Origin of the sequence: Rohdeia mirabilis (assembly GCA_007750655.1) — a bacterium.
In the GTDB taxonomy this organism is placed as follows: Bacteria; Planctomycetota; UBA1135; order UBA1135.
Genome location: CP036290.1, coordinates 2,606,351 through 2,626,187 on the forward strand (window position 1 = coordinate 2,606,351; position 19,837 = coordinate 2,626,187).

Sequence of the window (19,837 nt, forward strand, 5' to 3'; positions counted from 1 at the left end):
GGATGGGGAACGACGCCACCAGGAACGAACAGGGCTTCGCGGACGGCGCGTGGCGCTCGACGCGGCCGCTGCGCGTCGTGCACGTGATGGAGTCCACGATCGGCGGTACGCGCCGGCACCTCGTGGACGTCGCGCTCGGTCAGGCCGAGGCCGGCCTCGACGTGCACGTCATCGCCTCCTGCGAACGCCACGCCGAGTTCCGCGACGACCTCGAGCGGCTCGCCGCCGAGGGGGTGGGCGTGCTCGAGCTGCCGATGGTCCGCTCGCTGAGGCCGCTGGTGGACTACTCGCACCTGCGCGCCGTCCAACGGCACCTGCGGGCGATCGTTCCGGACGTGGTCCACACCCACTCGAGCAAGGGCGGTGTGCTCGGCCGCGTCGCGTCGCTGCGGACCGGGATCGGGGCGCGCGTCCACACGCCGCACACCTTCGCCTTCCTGTTCAGTCACATGTTCGGCCCGGCCAAACGCCGAGTGTTCCGCTCGATCGAGGAACGCCTCGCGCGCGGCACCCACGTCGTCGTCGCGGTCGGGGCGGGCGAGGCCGAGACGATGCTCGCGAGCGGAGTGGTGCGCGCCGATCAGGTGCGCGTCGTCCCCAACGGCATCGACCCCGGGCCGTTCGAGACCGCCGAACCGCTCGCGCGCGCGGACCTCGGCGCCCACCAGGACGAACTGCTGCTCGGCGTGGTCGGCCTCTTGAACGTCGCCAAGGGCCAGGATCTGGCTCTGCGGGCCCTGGCCCGACCGGGGGCCGAGCGCGCGCGCCTGGTACTGGTCGGACACGGCGACACCGAGGGCGAGCTGCGCGCGTTGGCGGCCGACCTCGGCGTGGCGGACAGGGTCGAGTTCCTCGGCTGGCGCCGGGACGTGCCCCGCATCCTGCGCAGTCTCGACGGACTCGTGCTGCCGTCGCGCTGGGAAGGACTGCCGTACGTGGTGCTCGAGGCCATGGCGGCGGGAACACCGGTCCTCGCCGCGCGCGTCGACGGAGCGCGCGACCTGGTGGGGGACGGCCGCGGCGGCTTCACGTTCGAGGTCGAGTCCGTGGACGGGCTCACGGGCTGCATCGCCCACCTGGCCTCGCTCACCCGCGACGAACGCGAACGACTGGGTGCGAGCGGCCGCGCGACCCTCCTCGCCGGACACACGCGCTCGACGATGGTCTCAGGACTCGAAGCCGTCTACCGCGAGGCCGTGGCCCTGAACGCGAACTCGGGCGCCCTTTCGGAGAGCGCCGATCCGGCGTTCCAGAGCCCCGGGAGCACGGCATGAAGATCCTGCACCTGTGCACCACGCTCGACGTGGGCGGCGCCGAGATGCACCTGCTCAGTCAGGTGCGCGGGCAAGCCGCCCGAGGCCACGAGCCCTCCGTCGCCTACTTGAAAGGGGCTGGCACGTTGGCGGACGACTTCCGCGCCGCCGGTGCTCGCGAGGTCGTCGCGGTCGGTGGAGCCCTGGGGGTCGCTCGGAGCCTGATGCCGATGATGCGCCGCGCGGACGTGGTCCACACCCATCTCCTCAAGGCCGACGTGTTGGGTGCGGTCGCCGCCACGCTGGCCGGTCGTCGCCGGCGCTTGATCTCGAGCAAGCACAACGACGAACAGGTGCTGCGACGACCGCTCGTCTCGCGCGTCCACGGTCTCGTCGGGCGGCTGCCCCAGCGCACGATCGTCCTCTCCGACCACGTCGGTCGCTTCATCGAGCGCTACGGACGCGTTCCGGCGCGGCGCCTGACGCGCATCTACTACGGGCTGGATCCGGTGCCCTTCGAGGAGGCGGCCGCGCTCGATCCGGCGCGGCGCGAGTCGCTGCGACGTGAACTCGGAGTGCAGCCCACGACCACCGTCTTCCTGTGCGTCGCGCGCTTCGCCGCCCAGAAGGCCCACGACGTCCTGTTGACCGGGTTCGCACGGGCGCGCGAGCGCACCCAGGCGCCGCTGGCCCTGTGGCTGGTGGGCGACGACCCGTTCGGGGACGGACGCGAGCGCGCCGAGGCCACGGCCGCCCGCCTCGAACTGGGCGAGAGCGTGCGGTTCCTCGGAATCCGCCGGGACGTGCCGCACCTGATGGCGGCGGCCGACGTCTTCACCATGACCTCCCTGTGGGAGGGGCTCGGACTCGTCTTCCTCGAAGCCATGGCCACCGGGCGGCCCGTGCTCGCCAGCGGTGTCAGCGCGGTCCCCGAGGTCGTGGTCGACGGCGAGACCGGTCTGCTCGTTCCGCCCAGCGATCCCGACGCCTGGGCCGCGGCTGCGGTGCGTCTCGCCGCCGACCCGGAGCTGCGCTCCCGACTGGGAGCCCGCGGCGCACAGGTGCGGCGCGAGCGCTTCGGCATCGACCGCATGATCGACGAGACTATCGCCGTCTACGAGGCCGTGCTCGAACGCGCCAGCGCGTAGGACGCACGACCCGACGAGTGGAGTGATCCACTCTTCCGGGGGACCGCTCCCACCCAACACCGCACCACCCGCGTCGTACCCCGCCCCATGTTCACCAGTCTTCTCCTCACGTTCCTCGCCTGCGCGCACAGCTTCGACACCGTCGCGCCCGCGGCGGCCGCAGTCGCGACGTCGACCGCCAACGCCTCCTTCGGACCGCACCAGGAGCGCGCCGGGCAACCGCGCCAGCAGGAACCCGATCCGCTCGCCGTCGAGCGCGGAGAAGTGGCCCTGCGCGACATCCTCGTCGCGGCCGGATCGCGTCCGAACCTGCCGGGGACGTGGCAGGAGCACCTGTTGTGGTACGACGTCGCCGGGGTGCGGTACGACGCCCTCGAGGTCTATCGCACGCGCGTCATGCGCCCGGGTGAACGTTGGCGCATCAATCACCTCGAGCCGCGCTTCCTGTTCGCGAACGGTGCGGGGCGCGGCTACCTCCTGCGCGAACTGGTCACGACTTCCGACGTGCAGGGCCAGTACCGGCCGCAGTTCCGACGCGAGATCGGCGACGGCGACGTGTACTGGTGCGAGGTCGACGGCGTCTCCCTGCGCGAGAACGAGCGCGCGGGGCTCAACGCGTCGAAGGTGATGCTCGGCGAGTACTTCTTCGGGCTCATGCCGCACAGCCTCACGCTCTTCTCGCCGCAGATCTGGTGGTTGCGGAACGAGCGCCTCGGCGAGCGACCGCACGAGGTCTACCGCCTCGTGCTGCCCGCGCCGTTCGAGGCGGAGTACGGCCACGCGTCGGCGGAGTTCGATCTCTACCTCGATCCGCGGACCAAGCGCATCAGCGAACTGCGCTTCCCCGACCCCGTCGCGCCGAACGTCACCGTGATCGTCCGCTACTCCGACTGGGCGCGCGTCGAGGCCTCGCCGGAACAGCTCGAACTGTGGCGGACCCGCCTCGCGGAGACGATCGGCGCACAGAGCGACATCATCGGCGAGGACGGCGTCGAGGCCTTCACGGCGCTGCTCGACGACCCCGAAGGCGGTCTCCTGCCGACCGGCCTCGTGCTGCCCTCGCGGCGTTCCGTCCTGGACGATCGCGGTGGGCACGACCGCGAGTTCCTGAGCGCCGACTTCCACTTCGAACCGCTCCCGACCTCCGCCCTCGAACGGCCCTGGCAGACGGGCCGGGTGTGGACCTCGCCCTACCGGTCGGACTTCTTCGATCCCGATCCGTCCGGGGAGGGCGGTCCCGCCGGACTGGACGCGCGACCGGGAGGGTCGGCTTCGCGGGGCGGGAACTCGGGCGGCGGCGGGCGCGACTGAGAGCACGGTGTTGGACCGCGAGCACGGTGCTGGAGCGAGTACACGGTGCTGGAACGCGACGCCAGCTCGGTCCGCGACGGCGGGGCCGAGGGGCCGCGCCGCTGGGCGGCCCCCGCGAAGGTCGACGTCGGTGAAGGTTTTTCCTGTCCTTCGCGGGGGCCCGACGGTCGATGGAGGTCGGGAACGATGAGTGGAATCGAGGCGGAGACGGTCGCAGGCCCCGGCATGGGCGCCGAGCGACGAGACGTGCACGAGCGGCGCTCGCGCCCGACACCCCGCTTCTCGCGCTACTCGCTCCTGGGCGGTCGCCGCATGGGGCCGCGTCGCGGGGAAGAGGCCGAGGGGCTGTTCGTCGACGCCTACGGACTGCGGTGGTGGCTGCTGATCCTGTGGATCGCGGCCATGAACTGCCTCGACACCTACTTCACGCTGCTGCACCTGCAGGCGGGCGGGGCGGAGATCAATCCGGTGGCGGACGAGCTCCTGCGCTCGGGTCGACTGGGCTTCGTGCTGTCGAAGACCATCCTCATCGGCGTGGCCCTGGTGGTGCTCACCATCCACAAGAACTTCACGCTGGCCCGGCTGGGCGTCTACGCCGCCGCGAGCGTCTACACCCTGCTCGTGGGCTACCACCTGACCCTGCTCGACCGCTGACGCCGCGGTGGCGAGTAGACTCGCTGGCCATGCGCATCGCTCGCGTCGTGACTCGGATGAACCTCGGTGGCCCCGCACGCCAGGTCCTGGCTTCGGACCCGGAGCTCGTCCGACGTGGGCACGAACTGCGCGTGTTCTGCGGCGCGCCCGACCCCGGCGAGGGCGACCTCTTCGACGCCCTGGGCGCGAGCGGCGTCGAGGCCGTCCGGATCCCCGGTCTCGGGCGACGCGCACGGCCGAGCGGGGACCTGCGCGCCCTGTTCGACCTGCGCCGTCAGCTCGCCGCCTTCGCGCCCGACGTGGTCCACACCCACGCCTCGAAGGCCGGGTTCCTCGGGCGTCTGGCCGCTCCGCGCTCGGCGGGGCTCGTCCACACCTTCCACGGACACGTGCTCGAGGGGTACTTCGGGCGCGCGACCTCGCGCGGCCTGCGCACGGTGGAACGGCTGCTCGCCCGACGCACCGATCGCATCGTCGCGGTCAGCCGCGCCACCGCCGAGGATCTGGTACGGCTCAGGGTGTGTGCGGCGGGCGACGTGAGCCTCTCGCCACCCGGCATCGACCTCGAGTCGCACCTCGCGATCGACGAGGCCACCAGGATCGAAGCGCGCGAGCGCGCGGGGATCGCGCCCTCGGCCTTCGTCGTGGGCTTCGTCGGGCGCCTGGCTGCGGTGAAGCGCCCCGCACTCGCCGGGCGGGTGCTCGTCGCGCTGCGCGAGCGCGGTCACGACGCCGTGCTGCTGGTGGCCGGCGACGGACCCGAGCGCGCCGCACTCGAAGAGGCCACGCGCGACCTGCCTGCTGGATCCGTGCACTTCGCCGGAGCGATCGACGACACGACCTGGGTGCACGCGGCCAGTGACGCCGTCCTGTCCTGTTCGCGCTCCGAGGGCCTGCCGGTCGCTCTGATCGAAGCAGCGGCCAGCGGCACGCCGGCCGTCGCCCTGCGCGTCGGCGGAGTGGGGGAGTTGATCGACGACGGCGTCGACGGACGGCTCGTCGAGTCGCCGAGTGCGGACGGCGTGGTCGTGACGGCTCTGGCCGAGGCGCTCGAACGCCTGGCGCTGGATCCGACGGAACGCCGCCGACTCGGCCGCGCCGCGCGCGAGCGCGCCCGCGCGAACCACGGGGCGCGGGGCCTGGCGGACCGACTCGAGGCGATCTACCGCGGCGTGCTCGAATCGATGCACACCGACTCGATGCACACCGACTCGGCGCACACCGACTCGGCGCACACCGGCCCGCACTCCGACGCGCAGGAGGCTCGACGATGCGCCTCTTGATGCTCTCGGGCGATCGCCAGAGTGCGACCGGCGCCCGCGGTCCGTTCCACCACATGCAGCGCGAGTTCTCGCGTTGGTTCGACCGCATCGACGTGCTCTCGCCGCGCCCCGACGGACCCGTCACCACGACGAACCTGTTCGGCAACGTCCACCTGCATCCGGCGAACACGGGGCGTTCGGGGATGCGCCGTTGGCTGGTCGCGCGCGGACGAGAGCTGATCGCGGAGCACGCGCACGACCTGATCGTCAGCCACGACTACGGGTGGTTCTACAACGGCCTGGCCGCCGCGCGCCTGACGCGCGCGACCGGTGTGCCCTACCTGTCGGAGATCCACCACGTCCCGGGGGTGCCCGTGCCGGCCGACCTCCGCGAGGTCCTCGACCGCTCGATCGCCAAGCGCTACGTGCGCTGGGCCAGCACGCGGGCGGCCGCGTTCCGCGTCGTGAACCACCACGAGATGCCGCGCCTGCTCGAGTCCTGGGGCGTGCCGCCCGAGAAGATCCTCGTGCTGCCTTCCCTGTACATCGATCTCGAGCGCTACCGACCCGCGCCGCGCGAACGCGTCCGCGACGTCCTGTTCGTCGGCCGCATGGTCAACAACAAGGGGCTCTTGCCGCTGATCGACGCGCTCGACGAAGTACGACGCACGCGGCCCGAACTGCGCGCCACCTTCCTCGGCCGCGGACCGCTCAGGCGCAAGGTCGAGCGCCGCATCGCCGCCCGCGGACTCGACGGCGCGATCGAGCTGCTCGACTGGGTGAAGACCGACGACGAACTGATCGAGCTCTACCGCACCTCGCGCCTGCTCGTCTGCGCCTCGACCTGCGAAGGAGGACCGCGCGTGACCGTGGAAGCGATGGCCTGTGGGACGCCGTCCGTCTCGACGCACGTGGGCGTGATGCCGGAGTTGATCGGGGACGGACGCGGTGGGACGCTGTGCGGGTTCGACGCCTCGTCGCTCGCCGAGGCGATCGGCGCGCTGCTCGCGAACGATCCGATGCGCGAGCAGATGCAGATCGAAGCCCGCGCGATCGCGGAGGGCTTCGCCTACCACGACGTCCTCGCGGGCTACGCGCGCGGCCTCCACGAACTGGTCGGACTCGAGGCCGAGCGCCGCAGCGACGACACGCCGGCTCCCCCCATGCCGACCACCCGATGAAGCTCCTGTTCCTGACCCAGATCCTCGACCGCGAGGACGGCATCCTCGGCTTCGTCCCGCGCTGGATCGAAGGGCTCGCGCAGCACTGCGAGAGTGTGCGGGTCGTGGCTCTGGCCGTGGGCGACGACCTCGACCTGCCGACCAACGTCGACGCGGTCGAGATCGGCCGCAAGGGTCGCGTGCGGCGTTTCATGCGCTACCACACGGCGCTCGGGGACGCGTTCGACCAGGGCTACGACACCGTGCTGGCGCACATGGTCCCGCGCTACGCGTTGCTCGCCGCGACTCCGGCGCGTCGCCGCGGCGCCGGGCTCTACCTGTGGTACACGCACAAGGGCGTCGACGATCGACTGCGGCGCGCCGAACGGCTGGTGCGGAAGATCTTCACCGCGTCGGAGGAGTCCCTGCGACTCGAGACCCCCAAGCGCGTCGTCACGGGGCACGGGATCGACGTGGCGCACTTCGCGCCGCTGGCGGCCGAACGGCGCACGCGCAGCGCCGACGCGATCGAGCTGCTGGGCGCCGGACGCCTCACACCCGCGAAGGACCCCGAGTCGGTGCTCGACGCCCTGGCGCAGCTCGTCGCGGACGGCATCGACGCGCGCCTCACCTGGGCCGGTGGGGGACTGGCGGCGGGTGACGACGACTACGCCGACGGAATCCGCGCGCGGGTGGACGAGCTCGGCCTCGGCGAGCGCGTGCGCTGGCTCGGTCACGTGCCGTACCCCCAGATGCCCGACCTCTACCGCGCCGCGGACGTGCTCGTGAATTCGAGCCACACGGGCAGCGTGGACAAGGTCGTGCTCGAAGCCATGGCCTGCGGTGTGGCGCCGGTGACGTGCAACGAGAGCTTCGAACGGGTCTTCGCGTCGCTGCCCGCTGCCGGTGCGGCGCACCGGTTCGAGAAGCACGACGCGCGTTCGCTCGCCGCCGCCGTCCGCGGTCTCACGGTCGATCGCGGTCCTTCGGTCGCGTCGTCCGACCAACTCCGCGAGGTGGTCGTCCGGGACCACGAGGTCGACACCTTGATGGCGCGCCTCGTGCGCGAGATGGAACCCGCGCGTCGGAGTCGGGCGTGACCGCGACGCCCCTGCACCCGCGCGTCTCGGTCGTCATCCCGTCCTGGAACACCAGCGAACTGACGCGGCTCGCCCTCGAACACCTGTTCGCGAGCGACCTCGTGCCGCACCAGGTGGTGGTCGTCGACAACGGCAGCGAGGACGGTTCGGCCGACATGGTCGCAGAGCGCTTCCCGCAGGTCGAGCTGATCCGCAACCCGCGCAACGAGGGCTTCGCGATCGCCTGCAACCAGGGAATGCTCGCGTGCGACGGCGACTACGTCTTCCTGCTCAACACCGACACCGAGGTCGCGCCGGACGCGCTGTCGCTCCTCGTGGACTGGCTCGAGACGCACCCCGAGTACGGAGCCGCCGCCCCGCGCCTCGTGCACCGCTCGGGAGAGACCCAGCGCACCTGCATGGCCTTTCCGCGCTGGCGGACTCCGCTGTTCTTCGCCACGCCGTTCGAGCGTTGGTTCCCGAACAGCGCCGAACTGCGGCGCTACTTCCTGCGCGACTGGGCCCAGGAGGACAGCCGCGACGCCGACCAACCGCCGGCGGCCGCGCTCCTGCTCAGGCGCAGCGCGCTCGACCAGGTCGGCCTGTTCGACGAGCGCCTGTGGCTGTTCTACAACGACGTCGACCTGTCCAAGCGCCTCGCCGACGCCGGCCATCGGACGCGCTACGTGGCCGAGGCAAGGGTCGTCCACCACGTGGGCGCCAGCACCTCGCGCTTCGCGGGTTTCGTCCCGATCTGGCACGACAACCGCCTGACGTACTTCCGCAAGCACTTCGGGTTCTGGGCCGGTCCGTGGGTGAAGGCCTGCGTGACGTTCACGATCACGGACCTGGTCGTGCGCACGCTGTGGAGCCGTCTGCGCGGGCGCCCGTGCGAGCCTCTCGGCCCGATCCTGGCCTCGTACCGCCGCTTCCTGCTCAGCTGACCCGTGCGCGCGATGACGTCCACCGCTCACACGATCGGGTCGGCCGCGGGTCCGCTCGCCCTGCCCACGCGCGCGGACGCGATCGCAGCGCTCGAGCGCTGTCTCGCCTGGCTGGTCGGCACGCGCGACGACGCGGGCCGTCTGATCTGTCCGGACCACCGGATCGAGCACACGGGCAAGAGCGCCTGCGTCGCGATCCTCGCGCTCGAGCTGTACCTGGCGACCGGCGACGCCAACCACCTCGCCACCGCGCTCGGCCAGGGGCGGCGCCTCGTCGCGCGCCTCGAACGCGAAGGCACGAGCCCCTGTCACACGTTCCGCCCCGGACGCCACGACCCGTTCAACTGCTCGAACAGCGTGATCGACGGCGGCGCGTGCAGCGACGCTCTGGCGAGCCTGTGCCTCGAGCTGGGCGACGAGCTCGGCCCGGACGACCGCGCTGCCTTCTCGCACGCGGCGCTGCTGCACGCGGACACGTACCTCAAGTACGCCTGTCGCGACAAGGGCGTCCCGGCCCAACGCGCCTGGGCCCTGACCGGACTCGCCAGCGCCTGGGCACTCGATCCGCGCGACGAGTGGAAGGACGCGGTGCTCGAGGCGCTGGACCTGATCGCGGGCGTCCAGCGCGGCGACGGCAGCTATCCGTACCACCCGCTCGACTGGGGCGCGGGGCACCCTGGAGCGGCCGACGCGTCGAGCTTCTACCAGTCGCGCGTCACCGGCTTCAGTCTGTTCGCGCTGGAGCGCCTGGGCATCGATCCGACCTCTGCACCGCACGCCGAGCGACTCGCGAGCGGACTGCGGTTCCTCGAGGGGCTCGTCGGGCCCGACGGGATCAAGTGCGGCCTGCTCGAAGCCAAGCCCTGGTACTGGGGCGCGGGCGAGGAGGTCGCCTCGAACCCGTTCGACGTGCACGCGCTGAGCGCCGGCGCGCGGACGTTCGACGAGCGCTCGGCCGAACGACGACTCGCCGCGCGTCGCTCGCTCGCCGCCTGGATCGAGCACCTCGAGCCGAGCGGGCGACCGACGAGCCACCGCCCGGGACCCGGGCGCGGTCGCAGCTACCAGTGCGCGACGTTCTGGGCCGCGCACGCCTGTTGGGCCGCGCGGGCGCTGCGCGACTGGCCCGAGACGGATGCGCCCGACGTCGTCGACCCGGGCGCCACCGGCCTCACCTGGTTCGCGGACGCCGAACTGGCCCGCTTCGACGCGCCGGGCCTGGTGGCCTGGGTGCGCGGCGCGCGGCCGCCGGGCAACGCGATGCACGGCTCGCCCTGCGGCAACGGTCCGATCCGGGTCGTGGCCCTCGACCCCGACGGCCGCTGGCGCGAGCAGCTGCCGCGCTGCCGACTCGGCGGCGCGAACAGCGGCGAGTGGAACGGCGTCCGCGGCCCGATCTCGCCGCGGCGCGGATGGCGGGCGGGAGGGGCCGATCAGCGCTTCAGCCTCTGGCTCGCACGGGTGGCCTGGCGCCGCGGCGCGCGCCTCGACGCGCTGGCGGAACCGCTGCGACACCTGCGGCGCGACGTGCTGGCGTTCGCCCATCCGCGGGTGTCGAGCGGCTTCGCCCGCCAGGTCGCCAGCCGGGTGGACGGCGATGTCCTCGAGCTGACCGCGGCACTGGCCTGGCGCGACGGAACGGCGGTCCCGAACAGTCGGGTGGTGCGGCGCTACCGGATCGCCGACGGCGCGCTCGAGGTCGAGGAGCGACTGCTCGACGCCGGCGGTGCGCGGGACGTCGAGCACCGACTCCCGACGGCGGCTCGGCCCGGGCGGGACCCGCTCGGTGGCTCGACGAAGGCCGTGAGCGACGACGGAACGCGGTGCTGGAGCCTCGGTCCGAAGCGACCGTCCGAACGCTCGGAGCCCCCGGCCGGGTAGGCTCTAGCGGCGCTCCGTCCCGCGCCCGTCTCCCCCGATGAACGACTCCGAGCACGCCGCCGAGCTGCGCGGCTCCGCGCCCGATCCCGGGCACCGCCCCGACAGCAGCCCGCTCCCGTCCGGCGGTTCGGCGGGCCTGCGCGGTGCCCTGGTCTGTGGCATCGCCCTGGGCGCGTTCGACGCCCTGCGCGCCTGGCTGTCGATCCGCTCGGTGCCGGCCGAGCAACTGCTCGACGGCGCCCCGTCCGGCGTGGTCGAGCTCCTGCTCGGCACGGCCGCGAGCATCGGCCTGTGGTCGCTGCTCCTCGCCCCGGTCGGCCTCGTCGGCGGTTTCCTCCTGGGCCGTCGGCCCGTGTTGGCAGCCGCCCTGCCGCTCGCTCTCGGCCTCGGCGCCGCCGGCTTCTGGGTCGCGCGCCAACGCTTCCAGTCCGGTCTTCCGGTGGCGTCCACCCAGAGTCTGATGCTGGCCCTCGGTGTCCTCGCGCTGGCCACCGTGGTCGCTCTGGTGCTGGCCCGTGGCGTGCGGCGGCTGCCGTTCTTCCCGTTGCTCGCTCTCGCGGCCGGCAGCGGACTCTTCGGAGCGGGTTGGATGTGGACCGAGGCCGCGCACGCCAAGTCGACGGGTGAACTCAACGAGCGCAACCGCGACCTGCCCAACGTGCTCTTCGTGGTGGTGGACGCGTTGCGCGCCGATGCCCTGCACTGCTACGGCAACGAACGGGCGCGCACGCCGGCGATCGACGGTCTGGCCGAGCGCGGCGCACTGTTCGACCACGCCAGTGTCCAGGCCCCGTACACCTGGACGAGCTTCGGTTCGTTCTTCACGGGCAAGTACCCGCGTCGCCACGGCCTGATGAAGATGGCACCCGGCGTGGCGCTGCCGGCCAACGTGACGATGGCGTCGTACCTCGACGCCGCGGTGCGCAAGGACGGTGTCGCGATGGAGCCCGGCGACGTCTCGGCCGGCGCGTTCCTGATGGGGGCCCTGTCCCACGGAACCGGGCTCGCGCGCGGGTTCGACGACATCTGCGAACTGACGCGCGGCAACGACCTGATCCGGTCGGCGGACCGCTGGAGCCAGTTCCGCGCCTGGACGATCCTGGGCACGATTTGGACCAAGGCGAAGGCCAAGCTCGATCCGGACCTGCACGTGACGACGGCGAAGCGCTGGCTCGCCGAGCACTCCGATCGACGCTTCTTCGCCTTCGTGCACCTGTTCTCGGCGCACACGCCCTACGACCCGCCCGAACCCTTCCGGTCCTGGTACGTGGATCCCGAGTACGACGGGCCGATCCAGAGCTTCTGGGCCGAGGACCGCCGCACGATCGAGCGCGGCGAGTACGTCCCGACCGTCGACGACCGGCGTCAGATCTACGACCTGTACATGGGCGGCGTCTCGAAGGCCGACCACGACATCGGAGTCCTGCTCGCCCAGCTCGAAGAGAGCGGAGTCCTCGAGAACACGTTGGTCGTCATCAGCTCCGACCACGGCGAGGACTTCGGCGAGGGCGGACGTTGGGAGCACAACCACATGTACCGCTCGAACCTGCACGTGCCCCTGGTGATGTGCTGGCCGGACGGCTTCGAGGGCGGCGTGCGCGTGTCCGAAACGGTCGAGAGCATCGACGTCTTCCCGACGGTTCTCGACGCCATGGGGCTCGAGCGGCCGCCCGTCGCGACGCCGCAGGACGAGGTCGACGGCGCATCGCTGTTGCCGATGATGCGCGGCTTCTCGGACTGGGACCGACGCTTCACCTACGCCGAGGACTCTTCGTTCGTCTCGATCTCGACGCCCGAAGCGATGCTGGTGCTCGACCGCTTCGCCGTGAAGCCGGACGGTTGGGCCGTCGCGCTCGAGGAGAACCTCGGAACGATTCGCTTCCACGACCTCGAGTCCGACCCCAGGCAGCGCAACGACCTGTTCGAGAAGATCGTGCGGGCGCCCGAGGCTTCGGAGGCAGCGCGGGCGGAGGTCCTCGCACTCGTCGACGAACTGCGCGCCGAACTCCTCGAGTGGAACGCGACGATGCCGATCGACGTCGAAGCGGTCGTGCGCTCCGATCGCGATCTCGAGACCGAGGCCAACACGCGCGCCGCCCTGGCCGAGCTGGAGCGCCTGGCCGAGATCGGCTACACGGAGGAGACGTTCCGCTACCGCGGTGACGAACTGCGCCAGCGGGTTCTCGAGCTGCGCGCCGAGCGGGACCGCGAGTGAACCAGGCGGCGCATCTCCCCGAGCGGCTCGACCTCGTCGCGAACGCGCGCATTCCGTCCCTGCGAGCCCAATCGGTCCAGGTGCTGCACGTGGCCAGTGCCTTCGCGAGCCGGGTCTCCCACGTGAGGCTCTTGCACGCGCGCCGGCATCCACAGCCGCAGCTGCCCGTCGGGCGCGAACTGTTCGAGTACTACGGCGTGCCCGCAGGTCCGCGCCCCAACGTCGTCGCGCTGCCGTGCATCGACTGGATCGACCGCGTTCCCACGCAGCTGCAGTACGCCCCGGCGCGGCTCCAGGAGTTGAGCTTCGCGCGCTCGGCCGCCCGTGCGGTGCGCCGCGAGTCCGGCCGGGCCTGGGTCTACTCGCGCGAGGCGGAGACGGCGCTCGCCCTGTTGCGCCGCGGGATTCCCGACGTCTTCGTCGAGATCCACCGGGTTCCCGGTGGCCGACTGCGGCGGCGCTGGCTGCGGGCGGTCTGCCGCCGCGCGACCGGCCTCGTCGCGATCTCCGGGGGTGTGGCCGAGGACCTGATCGCGCTCGGCGCCGATCGGGGTGTGGTGACGGTCGAGCACGACGGCGTGGCGCTCGACCACTACGTCGACGTGCCGCCGATGGAGCAGGCCAGGTCGGAGCTCGGCCTCGCCCCGAACGCGCCGACGGTGGTCTACGCCGGATCCCTGTTGCCCTGGAAGGGCGTCGACGTCCTGCTCGGTGCGGCCGAGCGCCTGCCCGCCACCCGTTTCGTCGTGGTCGGCGGCGACGCGGACGCGATCGCGGGTCTGCGCGCGCGCCACGGCGAGCTCGCCAACGTGCGCTTCGACGGCTTCCGACCGCCGGAGGAGGTGCGTCGCTACCTGGCCGCCGCCGACGTGGCGGTCGTCCCGAACCGCTCGACGCCCGCGATCAGTGCGCGCTACACCTCACCGCTGAAGGTCTTCGAGGCGATGGGAGCCGGAACCGCGGTGGTCGCCAGCGACCTCTTCTCCATGCGCGACATCCTCGAACACGATCGGACCGGTTGGTTGGTGGCCCCCGACGACCCCGACGCCCTGGCGCGCGGACTCGCGATCGTGCTCAGCGATCCGAACCTGCGGATCAAGCTCGTGACGCACGCGCGCAAGGAGGTCACTCGCCGTTCGTGGGACTCGCGGGCGCGTCGACTGATCGAGTGGATGGGACAGCGGAGCGCAGCGGCGAGGATCGAGGAACAGGGCGCGCGATGAAGGTTCTCTATCTCACGGACTCGCTGTCGGACCTCGACGGCGTCGGACGCTACACCGTGTGCCTGCTCCAGGCGCTCGAGGCGGCACGCCCCGACTTCGAGCCGCGCGTCCATCTGGCGCGCAAGCACCGACCGACGAGCGCCGACGTGCCCCAGCACTGGCCGGTGGCCGTCACGCTGCCGCCGGACTACTTCTTCTACATGGCGCGCTCGCGCTTCTGGCCGAGCCTCGTGCAGTCCACCTGGCGCGTCGCCCGCGCCGCCCGGCACGTGGACCTGGTCCACGGCATCAAGGACTATCCGCACAACCTCGTGGGCCTGTTGGGCGCGCGGCTCGCGGGCAAGCCGTTCGTCGCGACCGCGCACGGCACGTACACCGTCCAACCGTTGCTCGACGCGCGGCATCGTCGACTGTCGCGCTGGGCCTATCAGCGCTTCGACGCGATGATCACGGTCTCGCGCTACACGGCTCGACGCCTCGCGGAGGTGTTGGGGCAGTCGGTGGACGAGGTCGGCTCGCTGCACGTGGGGCGAGCCCACGTCACGACGGTGCCGAACTGCGTCGACCCGGCGCCGTTCGAACGTCCGGCCGAGGTCGGGCGACGGCCCTGGCACGACTGGCGCTTCACGCTCGGGATCGGCGAACTGAAGGAACGCAAGGGGCACCACGTGGCGCTGGAGGCCTGGGCGCGGGTGGCGGCGCAGCGCCCCGACCTGCACCACGTCCTGGTCGGCAATCGCCCCGGCGACGACTACGAACGCAGCTTGCTCGCCATCGGCGAGGCGCACGGCGTGGGAGATCGGCTGCACCTCGTGGGCAACGTCGACGAGGAGGAGAAGCGCGATCTGCTGCAGCGCTGCGAAGCGTTCGTCCACACGCCCGTGCGCGCGGCGGACGGAGGTTTCGAGGGCTTCGGGATCGTCTATCTCGAAGCGTCGGCCTGCGCCAAGCCGGTGCTCGGCACGCTCGACTGCGGCGCCGAGGACGCGATCGTGAACGAGACGACCGGACTCCTGGTCGAGCCGAACGTCGAGGCCGCCAGCGCCGGTCTGGCCCGACTGGTGGACGACGGGGATCTGCGCGCGCGGCTGGGCCGCAACGGACTCGCCCACGCCCGCGCGAACACCTGGGCGCGCAATGCGGAACGGGTGCTCGGCGTGTACTCGAAGGTCCTGGCGCGACGCACGGGTACGGACACGGAGCGATGATCAAGCGGCTGCTGCGCAACCGCTTCGTCCTCGACGCCGCGATCCTCCAAGGATCGGGCGGGATCATCGCCGTCCTCGGCGCGATCTCGACCCTGGCCCTCGCGCACCTCATCGGGGCCGAACTCCAGGGACGCTACATCCTGGCGACGTCGGTCTACGGGCTGGCGTTCATGCTGTTCAACACCGGGGTCACCCAGGCCGCGGTGAGTCAGATGGGCATCGCGGTGGCCGAGAACCGCGCCGAGCGCGTGGCCGGATGGCTCGCGTTCCTCGTGAAGGTCTACGCGGCGGGGGGTCTCTTCCTGCTGCTGGTCGTGGGTCCGTTCCTGCCCTGGATCTGCGAGCAGTTGCTCGACAGTCGTGCGATCGGAGTCTTCGGCTGGATCCTGTGCGCGGTCCCATTGCTCGACCTGCCGCGCGTGGTCGCGGTGGCGGTCTTCCAGGCCTCGCGCTCCATGAAGGAGGTGGCGCGGATCGAGGTCCTGACCGAGATCGCGCGGTTCAGCTGCGTCCTGGGCGGAGCGCTGATCACGGGCGACACCAACGGCCCCGTGTTCGGACTGCTCGTCTCGACGGTCATCGGATCCGCCGTCAGCAGCCTGCGCTTCCGCGCGGTGTCGGCCGGCACGGGGATGAAGCTGCCGAGCATCCGGCGCGTGCTGGCCGGGGTCCGCGACGTCCCGGTCCGCCGCGGGCTCGGCCTGGGTCTCAGGCTCGGCGTCCTGCGCAGCCTCGACGCCCTCTCCTACGACATCGTTCCGCCGCTGATGATCAAGGCGGCGGGCACCGCGACGGGATTCGCCGGGGCCGAGGCCGCGGTCGCCCACTTCCGCATCGCACAGCGTCTGATGCGCCTGCCGGTGGTCCTCATGCAGGGCGTGAGCCGCACGGCGCTCCCCGCGCTCGCGCACTTCGTCGGGCGCGGCGACGGCGAGGGCTTCCGGCGCGCCTTCCTGCGCGTCACCGGCTACTCGACGCTGCTCGTCGCGGTCGCGGTGGGGGTCACGACGCTCGCGTCGCCGCTGCTCGTGAAGATGGCGCCGGACGAGTACCACGAACAGGTCGTGCACCTCGTGCGCATCATGGCCATCGGCTACTGCGCCATGGGCTCGATGGTGGCGTACGACACGTTCTACATCCTGACCGAACGACTGCGGGTCGCGATCGGGATCATCGGCGTGCAGTGCACCGTCACGTTCATCAGCTTCTGGTTCATCTGCTACCACCTGCCCGAGACCGGTGGAGCGTGGGGGATGGTCCTCACCATCTCGTGGACGCTCGCCCACCTCGTCTACATCTTCTGGTACTTCCGCAGCGGACGGCACGTCGAGGACTTCGCACGTCGGGCCCTGCTGCGCGCGCAAGCCCGGACGGCCTCCGAGGAGCGGACGAGCGGCGGAGCGACCACAGGTGAAGGGGTCGCGGGCGAAGGGGCCGCGGGCGAAGGGGCCGCGGGCGAAGGGGCCACGGGCGAAGTGCCCGCGCGGCAGGTGGAGGCCCTGGAACCCACGCGCTTCGAGGGTTCGGGATCGAACCTCGAGAACGACGCCGCGACGGGCGGGGAGGCTCGGACGGGCGGCTTCCTCGCGCGTCTGTTCACGAACCGCTTCGCGCGCGACGCGGGCCTGTTGCAGCTCTCCGGCATGGTCGTGGCCAGCGGGGGACTCGCGTCCACGCTCGCGCTCTCGCACCTCATCGGCAGCAACGAGCAGGGGCGGTACTTCCTCGCGCTGGCGGGGTACGGCCTGTGCTACATGCTCCTCAGCGTGGGCGTGGTGCAGGCCACCGTCGCACAGGTCGCAGCCGCGCGCGCCCGCCGTCAGTGGGACAAGGTGGCGGCCTGGCTCGCCTTCGCGTTCAAGGTCCAAGCGCTGATCGGAGTGGTCCTGCTCGCGATCGGCTACTTCACCGTGGTGCCTCTGGTCGAGTTCGCCACCGACGACCGGGAGATCGCGCTGTTCGCCTGGTGGATGTGCGCGACCCCCTTGCTCGAGGCGCCGCGGACGTCGGTCACGTGCGCGCTCCAGGGGGCCCGACGCATGCGCGCGCTCGCGACCCTCGACGTGATCGTCGAGTTCCTGCGCATCACCATCGTGGTCACCTCCGTCCTCGTCGGACGCAGCGCCCAGAGTGCGATCCTGGGCCTGCTCGCCGCGTCGTGCGTGTCCTCGGTGGTGGCCATGTTCGTGTTGCGACGCGACGCCCGCGTGGCCGACAGCGAACTCCCGACCGTGCGCGCGGTGCTCGCGCGGGTCGGCGACGTCCCGATCCTGCACGGCCTGCCGCTGAGCTTTCGAATGGGGGTCCTGCGCACGATCGACGCGCTCGCGCTCAACATCCTCCCGATGCTGATCTTCAAGCACGTCTCGGTGCAGCAGAACTTCGCTGGCGCGAACGACTGGGTGGCCTACTTCCGCATCGCCCAACGGATCATGCAGATCCCCGTCATCCTCCTGCAGGGGCTCAGCCGGACGGCGCTGCCGAGCCTCTCGGTCCTGGCCGGCTCGAAGACCCCCGCGCGCTTCAAGTCGCTCTTCCTGCGCATCTCGGGCGTCGGCGGGTTGCTCGTGGCCGGAGGACTCGTCGTCGCGTACCCGGTGATGCTGTTGGTCGTGCAGCTGTTCGACCCGACCTACCACGAGCCGGTGGCCCGACTCGCCGCGATCCTGGTCCTCGGCCTCGCGCTCCAGGGGTTCGCGGGCGCCCTCGACAGCTTCTACATCACGGCGAACCGACTGCGGGTCGCGATCGTCATCTCGTTCATCGGTCTCCTGGTCGCGATGCCGGTCGTCGCGCTCTTCGTCCACCACAACCCGACGACCGGCATCGCCTGGGGGATGAGTTGCACCCTGGGATGGACGCTCGTGCACTACACCTACGTCCTGTACTACTTCAAGAGCGGCGCGCACCTGCGTGACCTGGCCCCCGAGGAGACCGTGACGCCGTGAAGGTCCTCTTCTTCAACGAACTCTCGGATCCGCGCATCGGCTCGTCCGTGCGTCAGATGTACAGCCACGCCGAACGGCTGCGCGAACTCGGACACGAGACCGCGGTCGTCACGTGCACGCAGGACGAAGCGCGGGCGCGGCCGGGCGAGTTCGCGGAGGAGGAGATCTGTGGCACGCGCGTCTTCGTCATCCACTCCGACTACCCGGTGCGCCTGCGGGCCTGGGTGAGCCTCGACAACCCGCGCGTCCGCGAACCGCTGCGCCGGATCCTCGATGCCTTTGGGCCGGACGTGGTCCACGCCCACCTCATCCACACGCACCTGGGGTACGGGAGTCTCACCGCGGCGCGTCGGGCCGGAGCGGCGGTCGTGCTGACGACGCACGACGTCATGACGTTCTGCTACCAGAAGCTGACCTGCTTCCACGGCGGCGAACAGGCCCGGGGCGAGAAGCGCGACTACGCCGCCCACTGGAGCAAGTGCATCCCGTGTCAGCGCCTGCGCTACCGACCCGGTCGGAACGCTCGGATCCGCGCGGTGCTGGAGCGCGACGTCGATCGCCTCACCACCGTCTCGCACGAACTGAAGACCGTGCTCGAAGCCAACCGGATCCGCGTCGACCGCGTGGTCTGGAACGCCGTCCGCCCCCAGACGACGTTTCCGACCCCGGACGAGATCGCGGCCTTCCGGGCGAAGCGCGGGCTCACGGGCGTTCCGCTGATCGCCATCGGAGGGCGGCTCCACGAGCAGAAGGGGGTCGGCAAGCTCCTCGAGATGCTGGCCATCTTGCGTCGGGACATCCCCGACGTGCGCCTGATCGTGATGGGCAAGCGCGACGTGTACGACCGCGAGTTCGCCGACCAGGCGCGCCTCCTGGACGTGGACGACGCCGTGGTGCCGACGGGTTGGCTCGACGGGGACGAGCTCCAACAGGCCTACGGGGCCGTGGACGTCTTCGTCACCCCGTCGATCTGCTTCGACACCTTCGGGTTGGTGAACCTCGAGGCGATGGAGCACGGCAAGCCCGTCGTGGCAACGACGTTCGGCGGGAGCCAGGAGGTGGTCCTGGACGGCGTCACCGGCGCGATCGCGAACCCGTTCGACGTGGCCGGCTTCGCAGCCCGCATCGCGGAGTTCCTGGAGAACCCCAGGCTGCGTGCAGAAGCCGGTGAAGCCGGTCGACGCCGGGTGCAGGAGCACTTCACGATCGAGCGTCTGGCGGACGAATTCCTGGATGTGTACGAGGATGCTTTGCGGACCCGTGGGTCCTTTGTCACCCGGCCCGAGGCGAGATAAGGTGAAATTCCACCCGTAGCGCCGGTTCGGGGCGACGATGGGCCGAGGAGGAGGGAGCACCGCTCCGGCAGCCGCCCTCCGAAGCTCCCGCGCGACGGAACGCGAAGGCGCGACGGACCGTCCGAGACCTGCCCGAACGACCGCACGCCGCCTGGGACCGAGCTGCCATCCGCGCGACGATCCCGCGCGCACCACTGCCCACGACCGACCACCACCACAGCCCCCGGTGCTGAAGCCTCCCCGAATCCGGGGTTGC

14 protein-coding genes are annotated in these 19,837 nt (G+C 71.4%); all 14 read left to right on the plus strand.

The window, feature by feature from the left end; genetic code table 11:
- Positions 1-2: 2 nt before the first annotated feature.
- The 14 genes from Pla163_RS09720 (at position 3) to Pla163_RS09780 (ending at position 19,581) form a co-directional block, all read left to right on the plus strand.
- Positions 3-1,274: a glycosyltransferase gene (locus Pla163_RS09720; RefSeq protein ID WP_145187181.1), complete on the plus strand. Its 1,272-nt coding sequence runs from the start codon at positions 3-5 to the stop codon at positions 1,272-1,274.
- A complete protein-coding gene (locus Pla163_RS09725; protein ID WP_145187184.1) occupies positions 1,271-2,401 on the plus strand; it encodes a glycosyltransferase in 1,131 nt (376 codons plus the stop codon). The genes Pla163_RS09720 and Pla163_RS09725 overlap by 4 nt, the downstream gene beginning before the upstream one ends.
- Before the next feature lie 87 nt (positions 2,402-2,488).
- Positions 2,489-3,712 carry a hypothetical protein gene (locus tag Pla163_RS09730; protein WP_145187187.1) on the plus strand — a complete coding sequence of 408 codons (1,224 nt, stop codon included), beginning with the start codon at positions 2,489-2,491 and terminating at the stop codon, positions 3,710-3,712.
- A 186-nt stretch (positions 3,713-3,898) separates the two neighbouring features.
- Complete coding sequence (locus Pla163_RS18965) at positions 3,899-4,366, plus strand: DUF5658 family protein (protein WP_419185763.1); 468 nt, start codon at positions 3,899-3,901, stop codon at positions 4,364-4,366.
- Between the two features lie 29 nt (positions 4,367-4,395).
- Complete coding sequence (locus Pla163_RS09735) at positions 4,396-5,649, plus strand: glycosyltransferase (RefSeq protein ID WP_419185764.1); 1,254 nt, start codon at positions 4,396-4,398, stop codon at positions 5,647-5,649.
- Positions 5,637-6,809: a glycosyltransferase family 4 protein gene (locus Pla163_RS09740; RefSeq protein ID WP_145187193.1), complete on the plus strand. Its 1,173-nt coding sequence runs from the start codon at positions 5,637-5,639 to the stop codon at positions 6,807-6,809. Before Pla163_RS09735 ends, Pla163_RS09740 begins: the two co-directional genes overlap by 13 nt.
- On the plus strand, positions 6,806-7,888 hold the full coding sequence (locus Pla163_RS09745) for a glycosyltransferase family 4 protein (RefSeq protein ID WP_145187197.1): 1,083 nt from the start codon (positions 6,806-6,808) through the stop codon (positions 7,886-7,888). Before Pla163_RS09740 ends, Pla163_RS09745 begins: the two co-directional genes overlap by 4 nt.
- A complete protein-coding gene (locus tag Pla163_RS09750; protein ID WP_419185765.1) occupies positions 7,885-8,811 on the plus strand; it encodes a glycosyltransferase family 2 protein in 927 nt (308 codons plus the stop codon). Before Pla163_RS09745 ends, Pla163_RS09750 begins: the two co-directional genes overlap by 4 nt.
- Before the next feature lie 12 nt (positions 8,812-8,823).
- Positions 8,824-10,692: a hypothetical protein gene (locus tag Pla163_RS09755; RefSeq protein ID WP_145187203.1), complete on the plus strand. Its 1,869-nt coding sequence runs from the start codon at positions 8,824-8,826 to the stop codon at positions 10,690-10,692.
- 37 nt (positions 10,693-10,729) lie between these two features.
- Positions 10,730-12,907, plus strand: coding sequence for a sulfatase family protein (locus tag Pla163_RS09760; RefSeq protein ID WP_145187206.1), 2,178 nt, complete (start codon positions 10,730-10,732; stop codon positions 12,905-12,907).
- Positions 12,904-14,130 carry a glycosyltransferase family 4 protein gene (locus tag Pla163_RS09765; protein ID WP_145187209.1) on the plus strand — a complete coding sequence of 409 codons (1,227 nt, stop codon included), beginning with the start codon at positions 12,904-12,906 and terminating at the stop codon, positions 14,128-14,130. The genes Pla163_RS09760 and Pla163_RS09765 overlap by 4 nt, the downstream gene beginning before the upstream one ends.
- Positions 14,127-15,338 (plus strand): glycosyltransferase family 4 protein, encoded by a 1,212-nt coding sequence (locus Pla163_RS09770; RefSeq protein ID WP_145187212.1) that lies wholly within the window; start codon positions 14,127-14,129, stop codon positions 15,336-15,338. Before Pla163_RS09765 ends, Pla163_RS09770 begins: the two co-directional genes overlap by 4 nt.
- On the plus strand, positions 15,335-18,286 hold the full coding sequence (locus Pla163_RS09775; protein ID WP_145187215.1) for a lipopolysaccharide biosynthesis protein: 2,952 nt from the start codon (positions 15,335-15,337) through the stop codon (positions 18,284-18,286). Before Pla163_RS09770 ends, Pla163_RS09775 begins: the two co-directional genes overlap by 4 nt.
- Positions 18,283-19,581, plus strand: coding sequence for a glycosyltransferase family 4 protein (locus Pla163_RS09780; RefSeq protein WP_145187218.1), 1,299 nt, complete (start codon positions 18,283-18,285; stop codon positions 19,579-19,581). The genes Pla163_RS09775 and Pla163_RS09780 overlap by 4 nt, the downstream gene beginning before the upstream one ends.
- The last annotated feature ends 256 nt before the right edge of the window (positions 19,582-19,837 follow it).

Excerpts from the sequence above, each read along its gene's own strand:
- Pla163_RS09720 (WP_145187181.1), top strand. The coding sequence starts at position 3 with ATGGGGAACGACGCCACCAGGAACGAACAGGGCTTCGCGGACGGCGCG.
- Pla163_RS09725 (WP_145187184.1), top strand. The coding sequence starts at position 1,271 with ATGAAGATCCTGCACCTGTGCACCACGCTCGACGTGGGCGGCGCCGAG.
- Pla163_RS09730 (WP_145187187.1), top strand. The coding sequence starts at position 2,489 with ATGTTCACCAGTCTTCTCCTCACGTTCCTCGCCTGCGCGCACAGCTTC.
- Pla163_RS18965 (WP_419185763.1), top strand. The coding sequence starts at position 3,899 with ATGAGTGGAATCGAGGCGGAGACGGTCGCAGGCCCCGGCATGGGCGCC.
- Pla163_RS09735 (WP_419185764.1), top strand. The coding sequence starts at position 4,396 with ATGCGCATCGCTCGCGTCGTGACTCGGATGAACCTCGGTGGCCCCGCA.
- Pla163_RS09740 (WP_145187193.1), top strand. The coding sequence starts at position 5,637 with ATGCGCCTCTTGATGCTCTCGGGCGATCGCCAGAGTGCGACCGGCGCC.
- Pla163_RS09745 (WP_145187197.1), top strand. The coding sequence starts at position 6,806 with ATGAAGCTCCTGTTCCTGACCCAGATCCTCGACCGCGAGGACGGCATC.
- Pla163_RS09755 (WP_145187203.1), top strand. The coding sequence starts at position 8,824 with ATGACGTCCACCGCTCACACGATCGGGTCGGCCGCGGGTCCGCTCGCC.
- Pla163_RS09760 (WP_145187206.1), top strand. The coding sequence starts at position 10,730 with ATGAACGACTCCGAGCACGCCGCCGAGCTGCGCGGCTCCGCGCCCGAT.
- Pla163_RS09770 (WP_145187212.1), top strand. The coding sequence starts at position 14,127 with ATGAAGGTTCTCTATCTCACGGACTCGCTGTCGGACCTCGACGGCGTC.
- Pla163_RS09775 (WP_145187215.1), top strand. The coding sequence starts at position 15,335 with ATGATCAAGCGGCTGCTGCGCAACCGCTTCGTCCTCGACGCCGCGATC.